Below are 15,802 nucleotides of genomic sequence, written 5' to 3'. Positions count from 1 at the left end.
GCGTCCGGGAGGGAGACCGGCAGAGACCGGCAGGCGGCAGGAAGAGCGATGCGGGGGCTCAGCGCCGGCGCGCGGGCGCCGTCGGGGCGGCGTCGGGCGCGCGCGACGCGCCTGACGCGCGCGACGCGCCCGACGCGCTCAACGCATGGGTTCTCTGCCACGCCGCGGCGTGCGCGAGCAGCGCGTCCCGGAGCTCCGCGGCCGCGCCCTGGAGCTCGCCGCCGCGCCGGCGGACGAGATAGAAGACCTTGCGCGGCAGCTCGGGCAGCGGGCGCGCGGCGAGGCCGCGGGGGAGGCGGCAGCAGGCGTTGACCACCGCGATGCCGACGCCGAGCTGGACGAAGTGGAGCATCAGCTCCCAGCCGTTCGCCTCGACCGCCGGCTCCCAGCGGACACCGGCCGAGAGCAGCGCCTGGGCGAGCAGGGCCCGGTGGGGCCGCGACGGGCCGGGGACGACGAGCCGCGCCCCCTCGAGGTCGCGCAGCCGGATGTGGCGCTTCCGGGCGAGCGGGTGGCCGTCAGGGACGACAAGGACCTGCGCCACCTCGGTGAGGCGCTCGGCGGCGAGCCCGTCCGGCGCCCCCTCGAGCGGCGCGACGCCGAGGTGCGCCTCGCCCGCCGCGACGGCCTCGAGCGTGCCCTCCCGGTCGCGCGTGAGCAGCCGGAGCGGGGCGGCGGCGCGCGCGGAGAAGGCGCGGATCCCCTCGCCGAGCAGGTAGAGGTACGAGCCCTCCCCGGCGCAGAGCACCACCGGCTCCCGGCTCTCGCCGTGGCGGAGCACGTCGAGGAACGAGCGCGTCCGCTCGCCGACCTCGCGCCCGAACGCGGCGACGCGCTTGCCGTCGGCCGTGAGCTCCAGCCGCTGCCCGCGCCGCTGGTAGAGCGTGACGCCGAGCGCCTCGCCCAGCTTGCCGATCTGGGCGTGGAGCGCAGGCTGCGAGACGTGGAGCGCCCGCGCCGCGCGCGTGAAGTTGAGGTGCTCGGTGAAGACCACGAAGGCGCCGAGCCAGTCGAGGTTGAGCATGGCGGCAAGCTATCGCGAAACGCGATAGCGGCTCCAGAAATACTTCTTCCGGATGATAGCCTGGCGTCTATTCTTTCCTCGTACCGATTCCCTTCACGGTTTCGGTCCCGGTCCCTGCACCGTCCAGGGACCTTCCGGAGGCCCCTGCGTGCCCGCGCGAACCGCGGGCCGCGGCCCCGGTTCACGAGACGGGAATGGAGCTTGACGATGGGCCGCGATCGCTTGACCGACACGAGCAAGAAGCTCTCCTGGCTGCTCCGCCACGCGGCGCCCTCGCAGGGCGTCGCCATGGACGACGCCGGCTGGGTGGCCGTGGACGACGTCCTCAAGGCGCTCCGGATCTCCCGGCCGGTGCTCGACGAGGTGGTGGAGAAGAACACGAAGAACCGCCTCGAGATCCGCGGCGACCGGGTGCGCGCCTCGCAAGGGCACTCGCGCGACGGGATGCCGGTGACGCTCGCGGGCCTCGAGGCGTCGTGGGAGGAGGTCCACGGCGACGCGTCGATCTGGCACGGCACCAGCGTCGACGCCGTGAGGGGCATCGCTCGCGACGGGATCCGGCCGGCGGCGCGCACGCACGTCCACTGCACCGACGCGCTCGGCAGCGCGGTGGGCAAGCGCGCGAAGGTCGACGTGATGCTCGAGATCAGCCCGGCGAGGCTCCGGGCGCGCGGCGTGCGCGTGTTCCGCAGCCAGAACGGGGTGATCCTGGTGCGGGAGGTGCCGGTCGAGTGCCTCGTGGGGCTGATGCCCATCGTGGCGCGGGCGCAGCGGGAGGCCGAGGCGCTGCGGGCGCTGCTCTTCGGCGACCGGTCGCGCGGCGCGGCGTGATGTCCGGAAAGGCCCCGGCGCTTCGCGAGACGCGGATCATCCCGTCCGACCGCGGCGACCGCCCGTAGATGCCGTTGCCCTGCGTGTTGTGCTTGCGGAACGGCTCACACGACATGCGACCGGGCTTGTCCTGCAAGGCCAGCTTGCCGTCGACGTGCACGAAATGCTCGCGGCGAATGTGCTCCTCGCCGCCCTGCTTGGCGCCGTGATTCGACGTGATCAGCGCGAGCCGGGGGCGCCGCCCCCGACGAGACGGTGTCAGAGCACCAGTGATCTCGACCCGCTGGTGTCTCGATTACATCGGCACATTCCGCTTTGCCGAGAGCTCGAGCGGCAGCCTGGCCGGCCTCCGTCGATCGAGCACGATGGCCCGAGGGCTGGGGATGTGCATCACTCGCTCGCCTGGTTTTCTCTGGCTTTCGAGCTGCTCGGGTACGAGCCCCGCGTGCCCTCGGAGGACGGGCTCGGCCGGACGGCGGTCTACCTCTCGGACTTGCAGAAGAGCGGGCGCTCGGAGGGCGGAGGCGAAAAAGCGGGCGCTCGGAGAGCGGAGGCGAAAAAGCGGGCGCTCGGAGAGCGGAGGCGAAAAAGCGGGCGCTCGGAGGGCGGAGGCGAAAAAGCGGGCGCTCGGAGAGCGGAGGCGAAAAAGCGTGCCCGGGCGGGCTCGGGTGAGGCCTCGGGGCCTGTGATTGGCCGTTGACATGGTAAGCCTACCGGGTAGCATGCGCGGGTCCATGCGCGAGCCGCGCCTGATGAGCGTCAAGAAGCCTGTGCTTTATGTGGTGAGCCCTTGCTACAACGAAGCAGAGGTCATCGGTGCATTTTACGACGCGCTGAAGGCTGTTCTTTCTTCGCTGAAGGACATCGATCACCGCATCCTGCTCGTCGACGACGGCAGCAGCGACGCGACGCTCGACGAGCTCAACGCCCTCGCCGACCGGGACGAGCGGGTGCTCGTGTACTCGTTGTCCCGCAATTTCGGGCATCAGGTGGCCATTTCGGCGGGCATCGCGAAATCGCGCGGGGACGCGACGATCGTGATGGACTCGGATCTCCAGCATCCGCCGACGCTGATCCCGGAGATGCTTGATTCGTGGCGGGCGGGGCATGACGTCGTATCGGCCGTCCGGAGGAGCACGGACGACGCCACGCTCTTCAAGCGGCTGAGCTCGGATGGGTTTTACACGGTCATCAACTGGCTCAGCGACACCCGGATCGAGCCTGGCGCGGCTGATTTCTGCTTGATGTCGCGCAAGGCGCGCAAGGTGCTCGCCGGTATGCCCGAGCGGCACCGGTTTGTCCGGGGCCTCGTCGCGTGGATGGGCTTTCGCCGCGCGTACGTCCCGTACGTCGCGCCGCCTCGCGCTGCGGGGCATTCGAAGTATTCGTTGCGGAAGATGCTGCGGCTCGCGCTCGATGCCGTCTTCGCGTTCTCCGTCGCGCCGATCCGGCTCGCGACCCGGGTCGGCGTGGGGATCGCCGCGCTCGGGGCGCTTTACCTCGTGTACGTCATCGGGCGTGCGTTATGGCTGCACGACACGGAGCCCGGCTGGAGCTCGCTGCTCGGCACGCTGCTCATCCTGGGCGGGCTTCAGCTCGCGTTCACGGGGCTCATTGGTGAATATCTCGCGCGTATATTCGAGCAGGTGAAGGGCAGGCCCCTTTACGTTTTCAAACAAACCCCCGAAGAGCGCCCGAGGCGCGCGACGTCCGCTGCGGCCAAGAAGAACGCACGGACGGAGGCGCCCCTCGAGCTCGCGAATGAGCAGGGATGACGATGTCAAGCCGCGTGCCCGATCAACGAGAATACTCCCACGACCGGCTCGGTGATCGCTTCGAGAGAGCGCTCTCCCAGTACGATACGCAGCGCCGCGTCGAGACGCTCGTCGACGAGTTTCTCACGGACGAGATGGTCCGCGGCAAACACGCGCTCGACGTCGGCTGCGGCCTCGGGTACTTCAGCGAGGCGCTCGCGAAGCGCGGGGCCATCGTCACGGCCTGTGATCTCGGCCCGAACCTCGTCGAGGCCACGCGCAAGAGGGTCGGCTGCGAGGCCGTCGTCGCCGACGCCCTCCGCCTCGTCGATCAATTCGGCCGCGATCGATTCGATCTCGTGCTCTCGTCCGAGTGCATCGAGCATACCCCGGATCCGCAGGCTTGCCTCCGGCAAATGGCGGGGGTGCTCAAGCCCGGCGGGTATCTCTCGCTCAGCACGCCGAATCTCTTGTGGCAGCCTGTCGTCCGCCTCGCGTCTCGCCTCAAGCTTCGGGCTTTCGACGGCCACGAGAATTTCAGCACGTGGGGGTCGCTTGCGCGTCCGCTCGGGGACGGGGGGGTCAAGATCATCCGGCGCAAGGGGCTGCACCTCTTCCCGTTCCAGTTTGGCCTCCACGAGCTCTCTCGTTCTTTCGACGAGCGTCTGCAGGTCGCCTCCCGGCTCATGATCAACCTTTGCATCCTCGGTCGCAAGGACCCTGAGTAGGGCTTCTGGCCCGTGGCGTCGAAGAATTCGCAGGATTCGCGGAGGAGGCTCCTCAGGCTCGGTATTCAGCTCGTGGGGCCTCTGCTCCTCGTGCTCGTTTTCCTTCGTATGCGCGACTCGCGCGTCGCGCTCGACGCCCTGCTCGCGGCCGACGTCGCGCCTCTGCTCCTCGCCCTCGCCGTGAACCTCGGCGTTTTATGGTTCAAGGTGCTCCGCTGGGATGTGCTGCTCGCGGCGCGTGGGCGTCGCCTCCCTCGGGCGCGGGCCTGGACGTCGTTCCTCGCCACCGTCTACGTCGGCCTGATGACCCCGGGGCGCGTGGGCGATGTGTTGCGGGTCCAGTACCTCCGGCACGACCTCGAGATGCCTTATGCCGAGGGGATGGCGCTCGTCGTGCTCGACAGGCTCTTCGATCTCTATGTCCTCCTCGCGTTCGTCGCGGTCGGCATTGCTCGTTTCTCCGGCGTCATCGCCGGAGATCTCGCGAAGATCACCTGGCTCGGCGTGGGCCTCGTCGCGCTCGGGCCGCTTGTCCTTTTCTATCGTCCGCTCGCTCGTCGCGCGGTCGGCGCTGTGTATCGGCGCCTGCCCGGTGATCTCTCGAGCGAAGGGTTCGAGCGTTTCCTCGCCGCGCTTCGGGCGCAGCGGGCGCGCCACGTCGGGCTCGCGCTCTTGCTCTCGCTCTCCGCGCTGCTCTTGAATTTCCTCCAAGGTTACTGGCTGGCTGGCGCGCTCGGGGCTCCCATTGGTTTTTTCGATGTCTGCTGCCTGCTCGCCGTCGCCAGCCTGCTCGGCTTGCTGCCGATCTCCGTCTCTGGCATCGGCGTGCGCGAGCTCTTTTTCTCGCTCGTGTTTCCGGTGCTCGGTTATGCCTCGGAGAAGGGCGTGGTCTTCGGGCTTGGCGTCTTCCTCGTCATTTACGTCGCCGTGGCCGTACTGGGGGTCCTGAGCTGGCACCTCGCTCCGCCGCCCATCGGGGAGCCTCCCGCTCGTTTGCCGGCGCCGGAGTCGTTCCCCAAAGACGCGGCCAAGCCTTCGTGATGAAGGGCACCGTCGACCAGGACGATTGAAGCCGATTCGGAGGGATGATCACCTATTCACTGTCGACGAACCATCAAGCCCATCGAGTCGTGGAAGTTCTTCAAGCAGTTCTGACCGACGTCCTCGCCGCGGGCGGACCCCTCGCCATCCGTCGCGGCGAGCCGCTTCCAGTCAGATGCCGGCCCCGCGCGCCAGGAGGACCATCCCCGTCCCCATCACGGCGGCGCCGGCCCAGCGCAGCCCCCGCGACAGGGACTCTCGACCGGCGGTGAGCTCGCCGAGGACGAGACCGCAGAGATGAAGCACGGTCGTGCTCAGCAGAAAGCCCATGGCATACAGCGCCGGGCTGACCGCATGAGGCATCTCCAGGCCGTGGGCATGTCCGTGAAAGACACCGAACATCGCCACGCACCCGGAGAGCAGGAACGGTGAGGAGCCGCGGGTCGTGGTGACGATGCCGAGGCCGAGCGCCGCGACCGACGCCGCGATGCAAAGCTCGCCCAGGGGCATGGGCCATCGCGCCATTCCCAGGAGGCCGCCGACCAGCATCGCGGCGACGAACGTGGCGGGGATCCGGAGGAGGTGCTTTCCACCGAGCTGCGAGCTGACGACACCGACGCTCACCATCGCGAGCAGGTGGTCCGCGCCGAACACCGGATGGAAGAGGCCCTTCAGAAATCCCGCATCGGCGCCGCCCGGGTGCGCCCAGCTCACGGAGGGCCACGAGACGAGCGCGGCGACGAGCAGGGCGCGCGCGCCGGGACAGGAAGCCCATCCCATCGTCTTCTGGATCGTGGATTTCATGAAGCGCCTCTCTCGTCAGGCGTTCGCCGCGCGCGCCGCCGTCGATGCAGGATCGCTGTGGAAGAGCTTGTAGGCGAGCGCCGCGAGCAAGAGCTCGGTCCCTGCGATGAGCACGTTCGGGTAGAGAGGGATGCCCGCGACGACCGGGAGCGGCACCTCGGGTCCCGCGAGCAGGCTGGTCCCCGGGATGAGCCACGTGATGTAGAAGAAGGGCGTCCAGATGATGACGACGATCCAGGCCGCCACGTTGAACCCGATCTGCGGCTCCATGGACCGCCGCCACACCATCCACAATCCGACGATGGACACGCCGCACAGGATGAGCAGCATGAGGGCGTCATGAAAGCGCGCGTGCTCATGCCATGCAGGGTTGAACAGGTGGGTTTTATTCCAGTCCACGCCGACAGCGACGATGGCGCCGCTCGCCAGAACGAACGTGAGAACGACCCTTCCCAGGGTACTTCGGTTCATGGTGACAGGCTCCTGACTCTCGTTGGTTGAATAGCCCGCTTCCCTCTTCGGCGCGGCCGCCTTGCGTTGAATTCATGGTAACGGTGGGACGTGGCCGCGGCGCGTGCGTGTGCAGGTCCAAGAACCCGCGGACCTGGTGCTTGCCCGAGGCATCGACGGACGACACGGCCGTGAGCCCGAGCTTCTCCTTCCGCACATGATCATTCATGGGCTCTCCGCGGTGAATCACGGGTGAATCACGGGTGAATCACGGGTGAATCACGAAGATCATAGCCGCCCATTCACCCAAACAACAATAGATTGATCCAATCGATCGATTTGATCTGCTGATTGATCCATGGTACGGTCGAATGTCGTGGACCTACGACACCTTCGCTATTTCCTGGCCGTCGCCGAAGAACGCCATTTTGGCCGCGCGGCGCGGCGACTGCACATCGTTCAGCCGGCGCTGAGCATGCAGATTCGGGCGCTCGAAGACGAGATCGGCGGCGCGCTGTTCGTGCGGACGAGCCGGCGCGTGGAGCTGACCGAAGCCGGCGCATTGCTGGTCGTCGAGGCGCAGCGGGCGGTCGCGCAGGCGGAGCGGGCCAAGGCGATCGTCCAGCAATCGCTGCGCGGCGACATCGGCAAAGTTCGCATCGGTTACGCGGGCAACGCGATCCTCACTGGCAAGATGACGGACCACCTGCGAGCGTTCCGCAAAGCCCATCCTGCCGCGGAGATCGAGCTGCGCGAGATGCCACCTTCGAGGCAGGCGGAAGCCGTGTTGGCCGGCGAGGTTGACGTCGGCTACCGCTCGGCGTTCGCTCTCAAGGTAGATCCGCGGTTGAGCGTCCAGCCGATCGGCGCTTGGCCGCTGGTGGTCGCGATGGCAGAGGAGCACACGCTCGCGGCGCACAGGCGCGTGACGCCGAAGATGCTCGCCGGAGAGCCGCTCATCATGTTCCCATCGGAGGAGGCCGGCGGCGACGTGCTGAAGAGGTTGATTCTCGTGACAGGACGCGAGCCGCGCCGGGTCCACCGCGCCGACACCACCTTGAGCATGCTGTCGTTGGCCGGCGCAGGCCTGGGCGTGGCGCTGGCTCCACAACCGCTGATTCAGGTGAAGGTTCCCCGCGTCGTCTATCGTCCGTTCGTCGCGCCGAAGGACGTCTTCGCCGAGCTGCTCCTGATCGGCCGCGCCGACGAGACCGCCGGCGCTGTACGCGCCTTCGTGAAGCTAGCGTCCGGCTCCTCGGATCGGGCCACCTCACGGTCGCAAGCTTCCTCGACCGCCCGATAGCCGCCACGCTTGCCCCGAGCTCGGCGCGCGGCACCCCGACATGGCGCCCGTCCCCCATGGGTTTCAGGGATTGAACGTCGCGACGAAGATGTCGGAGCCGCCGGCGTGGGGGATGGGGCCGGTCCCGAAGTCGACCGCCGCGCTCGCAGCCCCTGTGAGGGCGATCATGCCGCTCGGCGAGATCGAGATGCCATGTGCGCGGGCGCCGAAGCTGAGGGTCCAGAGCTCGGCGCCGCTCGGGTCGAGCTTGGCGAGCCCGTCTCCGGCGACGACGACGTTACCAGCGGAATCGAGCGCGAGCGCGTCGCCGAAGGGAATCGAGTCGCTGAACACGTGGGCCCCCGCGGCGTCCAGCTTGAGGAGCACGGGGCCAGCGGGCAGCACGCCGCCGCCGAGATCGACGGTCCCGTCCGTGATGCCGGCCACGAAGACCTCGTCAGCCGCATTGACGGCCACCGACCAAGCCGCCTTCCACGCGCCGCCAGGGGGGATCGACGGATCCGGCGCGAACGGGCGGCTCCAGAGCGCGGCGCCGGTCGGGTCGAACTTGCTGACCGTCAGATACCCTGCGTCGGCCTGCGGTGCGGTCACGGTCAGCGCGTTGCCCGCGCTGTCGATCGCGAGATCGGCGCTGTAGTCCAGGGACCTGAAATAGTCCTCCGGGCCGGGAGGGGGCGTGATCCTGTGTTTCCAGAGGACATCGCCGCCAGGGCTCAACTTTGACAGGTAGGCGCCGTTCGCCCAGAGGTCGACGTAGACCAGGTAGGTGTTGCCCAGCGCATCGACGGCGATCCGCTCGGGAACGCTGTAGCTCTCGATCGCGTCCGACGTGTAGATGGGCGCTTGACTCCAGATGGCCTTGCCATCGCGGTCGAGCTTGGCCACGAAGGCTACGGTATTGTGGGACGGCTCGAAGGGGGGGAGGCACTGGTTCAGCACCCTATCGCCGCCACCCGAGTATGTGCCGGCGAGCAGGAGGTCGCCGTTGCCATCGACGGCCATGACGAGCGGGTGGCCGCTCGTCAGGCGCTCGCTCCAGAGCGGCGCGCCCGATGGATCGAGCTTGAGCAGGAAGTGGCGTCCGGGCGGGGAGGTCAGAGGGCCCACGCCGAAGTCGACGGTTCCTGTGAAGCTGCCGGCGACATAGTAGTTGCCTGCGGCGTCGTTCGCGATGTTCAGGCCCTCGTCGGCGCCGGTGCTGCCGAACCCGCGCGCCCACGACAGCATGGGGCAATGGGGCTCGCCGTCGCAGCTCTCGTCCTCCGGCGTGGAGCAGAGCTCCTCGGCAGGCGTGACCTCGCCCACGCAGGGGCCGAAGCCAAGGCCGCTGGGCCGACAGGTCTGCGTCCCCGCAGCGCAGGGTCCGACGCCCCTGGTCCCGGCAGGGCCGGAGTAGCACGCGATGACCGAGCCCGGCACGCACGTCTCGGACGGGTCTCCGCCGTCGCTGCCGCCGCCGTCGCTGCCTCCTCCCTCGCCGCTCGCGCCGCTCGCCGGCGGATTGAATGTGGCAGCATAGATATCCCAGCCTTCTGTGTACTCGATCGGGCCGGTCCCGAAGTCCACAGGGCTGCTCACAACGCCGGTGACGGCGACCGCGCCGTTCGGGGAGATGGCGATGTCCGCTACAGAGGCCGCGAAGTCGCGCGTCCAGAGCTCGGTGCCGCTCGGGTCGAGCATCGTGAGCCCACCCCCGCCGAGGAAGATGTTGTCCGCGGGGTCGACCGCGACGTTGCCGGTGTGGCGGGCGGGCTGGGTGAACACCTCCTCGCCGTCCTGATCCAGCTTGATGACAGCTCCCTCGACCAGCACGAGGATCTCGCCCGCCGAGTTGACCGCCACCTTGCCACGGAATCCGTAGTCGTCCAATCTCCGGGACCAGAGCAAATCCCCATCCGGAGAGAGCTTCGAGACGTACGTGTAGAGGGCGATGAAGTTGCCATCGACACCTGCTTCATTCACTGTCACCACGTTGCCGGCGCTGTCGAGCGCGAGGTTCATGTGGAAGCTCGGGCTTCCCGGAGTGCTACGCCTCCAGAGGACATCGCCCATCGCATCCAGCTTCACCACCGCTGTCGCGTCCTCCAACCCGATGGCGACGTACACGTCGTCGAGAGCATCGATGGCCACCTTCGTCGCCCAGGTAGGATGCGAAGGGTAGAAGCGGAATCCATCGCTCCAGATGTGATTGCCGTCGGGGTCGAGCTTGGCCATGAATTGCCCGGAACGATCGGACGGAGCCGGCAGGGCGCACCCGCCGAAGCCGAGGTCCATGACAATGCCAGAGAAGTCGTCCTCGTAGTTGCCGACGATCAGGACGTTGCCGTTTCCGTCGATGGCCAGGGCATCTCCTGTCTCGCGCAAGGGGGTGCCGAAGCGCTTGCTCCAGAGCGGCGCGCCCGAGGGGTCGAGCTTGAGAAGGAAGATGTCGCTGTCACCGGCGCTGGTCAGAGGGCCGGTGCCGAAATCGGCCGTTCCTTTGAAGGCGCCGAGGATGTAGTAATTCCCCATGGCGTCGACGGCGATGGTCGATGTGGGAGTGGTGGGCTCGATGCCGAACCCGCGCGCCCAGGCGGCCGGTTGCGGGCAATGGGGGTCGCCGTCGCAGCTCTCGTCCTGCGGCGTGGCGCAGACCTCCGCAGCAGGGGTGATCTCACCCGTGCAGGGCCCGTAGCCGAAGCCGTCAGGACGACAGGTCTGCGTCCCGGCCGTACAGCGCCCGACGCCGTTGGTCCCCTCGGGGCCGGAGTAGCACGCGACGATGGATCCCGGCACGCATGTTGCCAGCGAGCCGCCGCTCCCGGTCGAGGTGCTCTCGTCGCCGCCGCCGTGGCCTGCGGAGCCGCCGCTGCCCGTGGCTGCGGAGCCGCCGCCGTGGCCTGCGGAGCCGCCGCCGTGGCCTGCGGAGCCGCCGCTGCCCGTGGCTGCGGAGCCGCCGCCGTGGCCTGCGGAGCCGCCGCTGCCCGTGGCTGCGGAGCCGCCGCCGTGGCCTGCGGAGCCGCCGCTGCTGCTGCTGCTGCCGGGCCCGCTCGGACCGCATTCATTCGTGGGGCCGAGGGCGGCGAGGAGCAGAGCGGCGGAGGCACGCCGGTGAAGCCCGGAAGGCGAACCGATGGACTCGAGCGGTCTTGCCATCCCGCCTCTGATGCTCGAGGCAGACGCCGCATTCATGCCGCGAGCGAGCGACGACGCGCGTCCGGGGGCCGAGGGACAAGGAGACGCGGCCACAGCGCCGTCTCCCGCGCGTGATTCGTGGCCACCCCACGCCTCGAACGCCACCTCGTCCTGAGCCGACCATCACGGCCGTGACCGGGAGCGCTCACCCCCGCGATGGCCATCGAACAGCCCGCGCGATCGAGCATCAACCATCGTGAGCGTCAACAGACAAAGGCGAGCGCAGAGCGCGGCGCCTCAGAAGGCGGCGTCGCGGAGCTTCGCCTTGTACTCCGCCTTGTACAGATCATGGCAGGCCTTGCAGCTCGCCTTGGCGCCGTCGATATCGCCCTTCTTGGCCTTCTCCGCGCCGTCCTTCGAGATGGCGACCCACTTCGGCATCCCGGGCGGCGGCTTCGACGCCACATAGTCCAGCGCCGACGCGATCTTCGCGCCGTCGCCGCTCGTGGTCGCCGACTGCATCACCGTCTTCATCCAGCCCTGCATCGGACAGGCCTTCTGTCCTTTGGCGCCGCAGCCGAAATCCTTCCCCTCGGCGACCGACGCGGGGACGTCCGCCGTCGCGCCCGCGGCCCATGCTGCGCTCGCAAAGCCGCCAGCAAAGCCCATGCTGACGCTCATGATCATGGCCCCCATCAGCTTCATGCTCAACGACATCTGGCGTCTCCTGATCCGGTGAAAGGCAAGCTCAACCCCCCATTGCAGCCCAAATGTGATCGTTCACATGGCCGACGTCAATCCAAATCGGCCGAGGATGAGGCGAGCTCTTGGCCGGAGCGCGCGCTCGAGTCCTCGCGCACAAGACGCGCACAAGAGGCGATACCCGGGGCGCCGGCCGCCTGCGGCATCGAGCGCCAGCCGTCCGTGCGCAGGCCGACATCGAAGCGCCAGCCGTCCGTGCGCAGGTCGGCATCGAGCGCGTCGAGCCTGCGATCACCGCGGTCCGGCGCCCTCCCCCCCTGTGACGCGGCGCTCCGGAAGAGCCCGCCAGCGCTGTCGTCCCTTCGGGATCGGGGATCCCGCCCGGGCCGGTCGATTGGGTTTGACACCCGGAATGTGATCGTTCACATTTCGAAAGGGTATACTTGTGCTTTGCCCTGGGGGGGTCGTCCTGCGTGCCTTTGCGTGGGCTGTCCTCTCATTGATGGCGCCTCCGTCGAGTCAGCACCAGGGGTGCGGGGCGCCGGCAATTTCGCTCGCGAGAGGATTCAACGTGCGCTTAAATACAACGTTCTACCGAGCAAGAAGAATGACCCTGTCGGCGATGGCGCTGGGCCTCGTCGCCGCGATCCCCTCCCCCGCTCGGGCGGACAACCCGATCGTACAGACCTTCTACACGGCCGACCCCGCGCCCATGGTGCACGAAGGCAGGTTGTACCTCTACACGTCCCACGACGAGGACGTCACGGTGAACAACTTCTACACCATGAACGACTGGAGGCTATACTCCACCACGGACATGGTCAACTGGACGGACCACGGCTCGGTGGCGGGCTACAAGTCCTTCAAGTGGGGAACCGACAATGCGTGGGCGCCGCAGGGTATCGCCAGGAACGGCAAGTACTATCTGTACGTGCCGCTGAACAACAACAGCGGCGCGAAGATCGGCGTTGGCGTGTCGGACAATGTGGCAGGCCCGTTCATGGACCCGCTGGGAAAGGAGCTGGCCGTGGCGCCCGGAGGCGGCAACATCGACCCGACGGTGTTCGTCGACGACGATGGACAGGCCCACATGTACTGGGGGAATGCCAAGCTCCGGCACGTGAAGCTGAACTCGGACATGATCAGCACCTCGGGAAGCATCACCGAGGTGCCGTTGAACGGCTTCACCGAGGGGCCGTGGCTCCACAAGCGAGGGTCGCTGTACTACCTCGTCTACGCCGCCATCGCCGGGACCGAGAAGATCAGCTACGCGACCAGCAACAGCCCGACCGGGCCCTGGACCGTCCGCGGCGACATCATGGGCGCTGGCCGGACCTACACCAACCACGCCGGCATCGTCGACTACAAGGGGCACTCGTACTTCTTCTATCACAACAGCGCATTGCCGGGCGGCAGTGACTTCAAGCGCTCGGTCTGCGTGGAGGAGTTCACCTACGGCGCCGACGGCAGCATTCCGAAGATCATGATGTCCACGAACGGACCGTCCGCCGTCGACACGCTGGATCCGTTCAAGCAAGTCGAGGCCGAGACCATCGCCTTCTCGTCCGGGCTCAAGACCGAGGTGTGCACCGACACCGGCGCCGGCATGAACGTAACGTCCATCAGCAATGGCGACTACATCAAGGTGAAGGACGTCGATTTCCTGGACGGCGTGACCTCTTTCGAGGCGCGGGTATCGTCCGCAGCCGGCGACGCGAAGATCGAGCTCCACCTCGACAGCCAGAACGGCACGCTCCTCGGGACGTGCGACGTCTCGGGCGCGTCGTCCTGGACCACAAAGACCTGCGCGGTCAGCGGGGGCAGCGGGAAACACGACCTGTTCCTGAAGTTCGTCGGTGGCGGCGGCGACCTCTTCAAGTTCAACTGGTGGCGGTTTACCGGACCCACCATGCCGGGTGACGGGGGCGACGGAGGCGGAGGCGGTGCCGGCGGCTCGGACCCGGGAACGGGCGGCAGCGATGCCAGCGCCGGCGCCGGGGGCGCGACCTCGGGCACCGGTGGCAGCGACGCCGCCGCGGGCACGACCTCGGCCAGCGGCGGCTCGGTCACCGCAGGCACCGGCGGAACGACCGGCTCCGCCGGCCCGGGCAGCAGCGGCAGCGCCGGACCCACCGGTGGGAACGACGCGGCCGGCGACGACTCGGACGGCTCGTGCGCTTGCCGGGCGGGCGCGAGCACCGGGGGCGGCGGGCTCGCCGCCGCCCTCTGGCTTGCCGCTTCTGCGCTCGTCCTCGGGCGTCGGCGCCGGTAGGCGCTCGGCGGGTGGAACCAGGAGCGGGCGCACCTCAGGCGCCCGCTCGCGGGCGGAGCGGTCGCCCGGCTCGTGCCCTCATCCCTTGACCGTGACGAGCGGCCAGAGGCGCGCCACGCGCCGCGCGATCCCTGCCTCTTCGACGGAGCGCACCACCGGCGTGATGGGCTTGTAGGCATAGGGTGCCTCCTCCTTCATCCGCTGGTGGTACTTCGCGAGGATGTCGCGCCGCCGCCGCACCTGGGGCGCGTCGGGGTCGAGCGGCGTCACGACGTGCAGCTTCTCGACCGCGCGCCGGTAGACGTCCTCGTCCGCGTGCGCGGAGCGGCCGCGCGTGAGGCTGCGGCCCGCGCCGTGGCACGCGCTCGCGAGCAGCGCCGCGTGCCCCGCGCCCGCGAGCACCCAGCTCGAGTCGCCCATCGAGCCGGGGATGATCACCGGGTCGCCGGTGTACGAGAACGCTCCGCCCTCGCCGTCGGGTCCCCCGGCGGGCGTCGCGCCCTTGCGGTGCAGGTAGCGCGGCTCGGCCCCGTCGGGCTCCCAGATGAGGTTGTGCGGCGCGTCGTACACGAGCGAGCTCGTGACCTCACGGCCAAGGACCTCCCGCATCGCGCGCACCACCATGAGGCCGAGGAAGAGGCGGTTCGCGAACGCGAAGTTCGCGGCGTTCCGCATCGCGTCGAGGTAGACGGAGGCCTCGTGGGCGTGGGGGCCCACCGCCGGCAGCACATAGAAGCCGTGCGCCGGATGGGGCACCCCCACCGGGTACAGCGCGCGGGCGCGCTCGTTGAAATAGCCGCCGACCGCGTGTCCGAGCCCGACGGAGCCCGCGTGGGCCATGATCGTGACGGCGTTCTTCGAGAGCCCGAACGAGCGCGCCGTCGCGCCGTCGACCAGCTCGTCGACGGCCTGTATCTCGACGAAATGGTTGCCGCCGCCGACCGTGCCGATCTGGACGTCACGCCCATCCGCCCGGCCCGACGCCTGGATGTACGCGTCGAACGCGAACGTCCCACGCGCGGGGAGCCCGCCGTGGAAGTGCACACGATCGAGATCCGCGCGCTGGGCCCGAGGATCGTAGTGGGCCCACAGGCCGGTGCGGGCGTTGTCCGCCGCCGTCTCGTGCAGCCCGGACAGGCCGTCACGGAGCATCGCCGCGCGCTGGCGCGGCGACATGGGGATATCGCGCTGGCCCTGGAAGAAGATCGCGCGGAGCCGCTGCTTCAGGGCGCCGATGTGCGGCGCGAGCTCGTCCCGGTCCACGTCCGTCGCGAGCAGGCGCATGCCGCAACAGACGTCGTTGCCGACGGCCTGCGGCACCACGAACCCGCGGGCATCGACGACTGTGCCCACGGGGATGCCCGCGCCCTTGTGAAAGTCGGGCGTGAGCACGATGGAGCGGATCTCGCCGGCTGTGCCGCCCCAGAACGGGGCAATCCTGCCGGCCTTTTCCCAGGCCTGAAGATCCCGGAGCGTGCCCTCGAGCGAGGCGAACCGGAGGAGCTCCTCGATGCCGTCGGCCTCGACGACGACATCCTCCCTGGCCACGAGGGTGATCGGAATACCGAACGGATTGTCGATGCGGGCCGTCGCGCCATCCAGGCGACGCACCACCGCATCGAGATGCAATTTGCCAACCATGCTGCTGTCCAATCCACGAAGACGCACGCGGCCAGCGCGATCACGCGACGGGCCGCGGCTCACTCTCCCCCGATTTGGACCCGGTGCGCGAACGAGGGGATCGCACACCGCAGCAGCGGGGCTCACTATAAACCAGGA

The 15,802-nt window shown here is 68.7% G+C and carries 12 protein-coding genes and 1 pseudogene; 6 read left to right on the top strand and 7 right to left on the bottom strand.

Features of this window, described 5'->3' with window-relative positions; all coding sequences use genetic code 11:
- Window positions 1–58 precede the first annotated feature (58 nt).
- Window positions 59–1,024, bottom strand: coding sequence for a LysR family transcriptional regulator (locus WMF44_RS10705; protein WP_437299022.1), 966 nt, complete (start codon window positions 1,022–1,024; stop codon window positions 59–61).
- A gap of 207 nt (window positions 1,025–1,231) precedes the next feature.
- Here WMF44_RS10705 and WMF44_RS10700 point away from each other — a divergent pair, with 207 nt between their 5' ends.
- Window positions 1,232–1,855, top strand: coding sequence for an RNA 2'-phosphotransferase (locus tag WMF44_RS10700; protein WP_437299021.1), 624 nt, complete (start codon window positions 1,232–1,234; stop codon window positions 1,853–1,855).
- A 76-nt stretch (window positions 1,856–1,931) separates the two neighbouring features.
- Here the strand turns inward: WMF44_RS10700 and WMF44_RS10695 are convergent.
- Window positions 1,932–2,117: pseudogene (locus tag WMF44_RS10695) on the bottom strand (peptide-N-glycosidase F-related protein); the annotation flags it as partial.
- 490 nt (window positions 2,118–2,607) lie between these two features.
- Here WMF44_RS10695 and WMF44_RS10690 point away from each other — a divergent pair.
- Genes WMF44_RS10690 through WMF44_RS10680 form a run of 3 tightly spaced genes read left to right on the top strand, consistent with a single transcriptional unit; the run spans window position 2,608 to window position 5,378 of the window.
- On the top strand, window positions 2,608–3,630 hold the full coding sequence (locus tag WMF44_RS10690; protein ID WP_437299020.1) for a glycosyltransferase family 2 protein: 1,023 nt from the start codon (window positions 2,608–2,610) through the stop codon (window positions 3,628–3,630).
- A gap of 14 nt (window positions 3,631–3,644) precedes the next feature.
- Window positions 3,645–4,337 (top strand): class I SAM-dependent methyltransferase, encoded by a 693-nt coding sequence (locus tag WMF44_RS10685; protein ID WP_437299019.1) that lies wholly within the window; start codon window positions 3,645–3,647, stop codon window positions 4,335–4,337.
- Between the two features lie 12 nt (window positions 4,338–4,349).
- Window positions 4,350–5,378 carry a lysylphosphatidylglycerol synthase transmembrane domain-containing protein gene (locus tag WMF44_RS10680; protein WP_437299018.1) on the top strand — a complete coding sequence of 343 codons (1,029 nt, stop codon included), beginning with the start codon at window positions 4,350–4,352 and terminating at the stop codon, window positions 5,376–5,378.
- 171 nt (window positions 5,379–5,549) lie between these two features.
- Here the strand turns inward: WMF44_RS10680 and WMF44_RS10675 are convergent, their stop codons facing one another.
- Both WMF44_RS10675 and WMF44_RS10670 read right to left on the bottom strand, forming a co-directional pair.
- A complete protein-coding gene (locus WMF44_RS10675; protein WP_437299017.1) occupies window positions 5,550–6,182 on the bottom strand; it encodes a HupE/UreJ family protein in 633 nt (210 codons plus the stop codon).
- A 15-nt stretch (window positions 6,183–6,197) separates the two neighbouring features.
- On the bottom strand, window positions 6,198–6,653 hold the full coding sequence (locus WMF44_RS10670) for a DUF6640 family protein (protein ID WP_437299016.1): 456 nt from the start codon (window positions 6,651–6,653) through the stop codon (window positions 6,198–6,200).
- A gap of 355 nt (window positions 6,654–7,008) precedes the next feature.
- On the opposite strand from WMF44_RS10670, the gene WMF44_RS10665 reads away from it, so the two are divergent.
- The gene (locus WMF44_RS10665; RefSeq protein WP_437299015.1) at window positions 7,009–7,935 is read left to right on the top strand and encodes a LysR substrate-binding domain-containing protein; all 927 of its coding nucleotides are present in this window, start codon (window positions 7,009–7,011) and stop codon (window positions 7,933–7,935) included.
- A 63-nt stretch (window positions 7,936–7,998) separates the two neighbouring features.
- On the opposite strand, the gene WMF44_RS10660 is transcribed toward WMF44_RS10665, so the two are convergent.
- Together WMF44_RS10660 and WMF44_RS10655 are read right to left on the bottom strand one after the other, a co-directional pair.
- Window positions 7,999–11,070: an outer membrane protein assembly factor BamB family protein gene (locus WMF44_RS10660; RefSeq protein WP_437299014.1), complete on the bottom strand. Its 3,072-nt coding sequence runs from the start codon at window positions 11,068–11,070 to the stop codon at window positions 7,999–8,001.
- 276 nt (window positions 11,071–11,346) lie between these two features.
- Window positions 11,347–11,766: a hypothetical protein gene (locus WMF44_RS10655; RefSeq protein WP_437299013.1), complete on the bottom strand. Its 420-nt coding sequence runs from the start codon at window positions 11,764–11,766 to the stop codon at window positions 11,347–11,349.
- A 592-nt stretch (window positions 11,767–12,358) separates the two neighbouring features.
- Between WMF44_RS10655 and WMF44_RS10650 the strand changes: the two genes are divergently transcribed.
- On the top strand, window positions 12,359–14,023 hold the full coding sequence (locus WMF44_RS10650) for a glycoside hydrolase family 43 protein (protein ID WP_437299012.1): 1,665 nt from the start codon (window positions 12,359–12,361) through the stop codon (window positions 14,021–14,023).
- 78 nt (window positions 14,024–14,101) lie between these two features.
- Here WMF44_RS10650 and WMF44_RS10645 read toward each other — a convergent pair whose 3' ends face one another.
- Window positions 14,102–15,664: an RtcB family protein gene (locus tag WMF44_RS10645; protein ID WP_437299011.1), complete on the bottom strand. Its 1,563-nt coding sequence runs from the start codon at window positions 15,662–15,664 to the stop codon at window positions 14,102–14,104.
- Window positions 15,665–15,802: the final 138 nt, after the last annotated feature.

Origin of the sequence: Sorangium sp. So ce426 (assembly GCF_051475585.1) — a bacterium.
GTDB classification, from domain to species: Bacteria; Myxococcota_A; Polyangia; order Polyangiales; family Polyangiaceae; genus Sorangium; species Sorangium cellulosum_B.
This window is presented reverse-complemented; position numbering and strand designations above follow the sequence as displayed.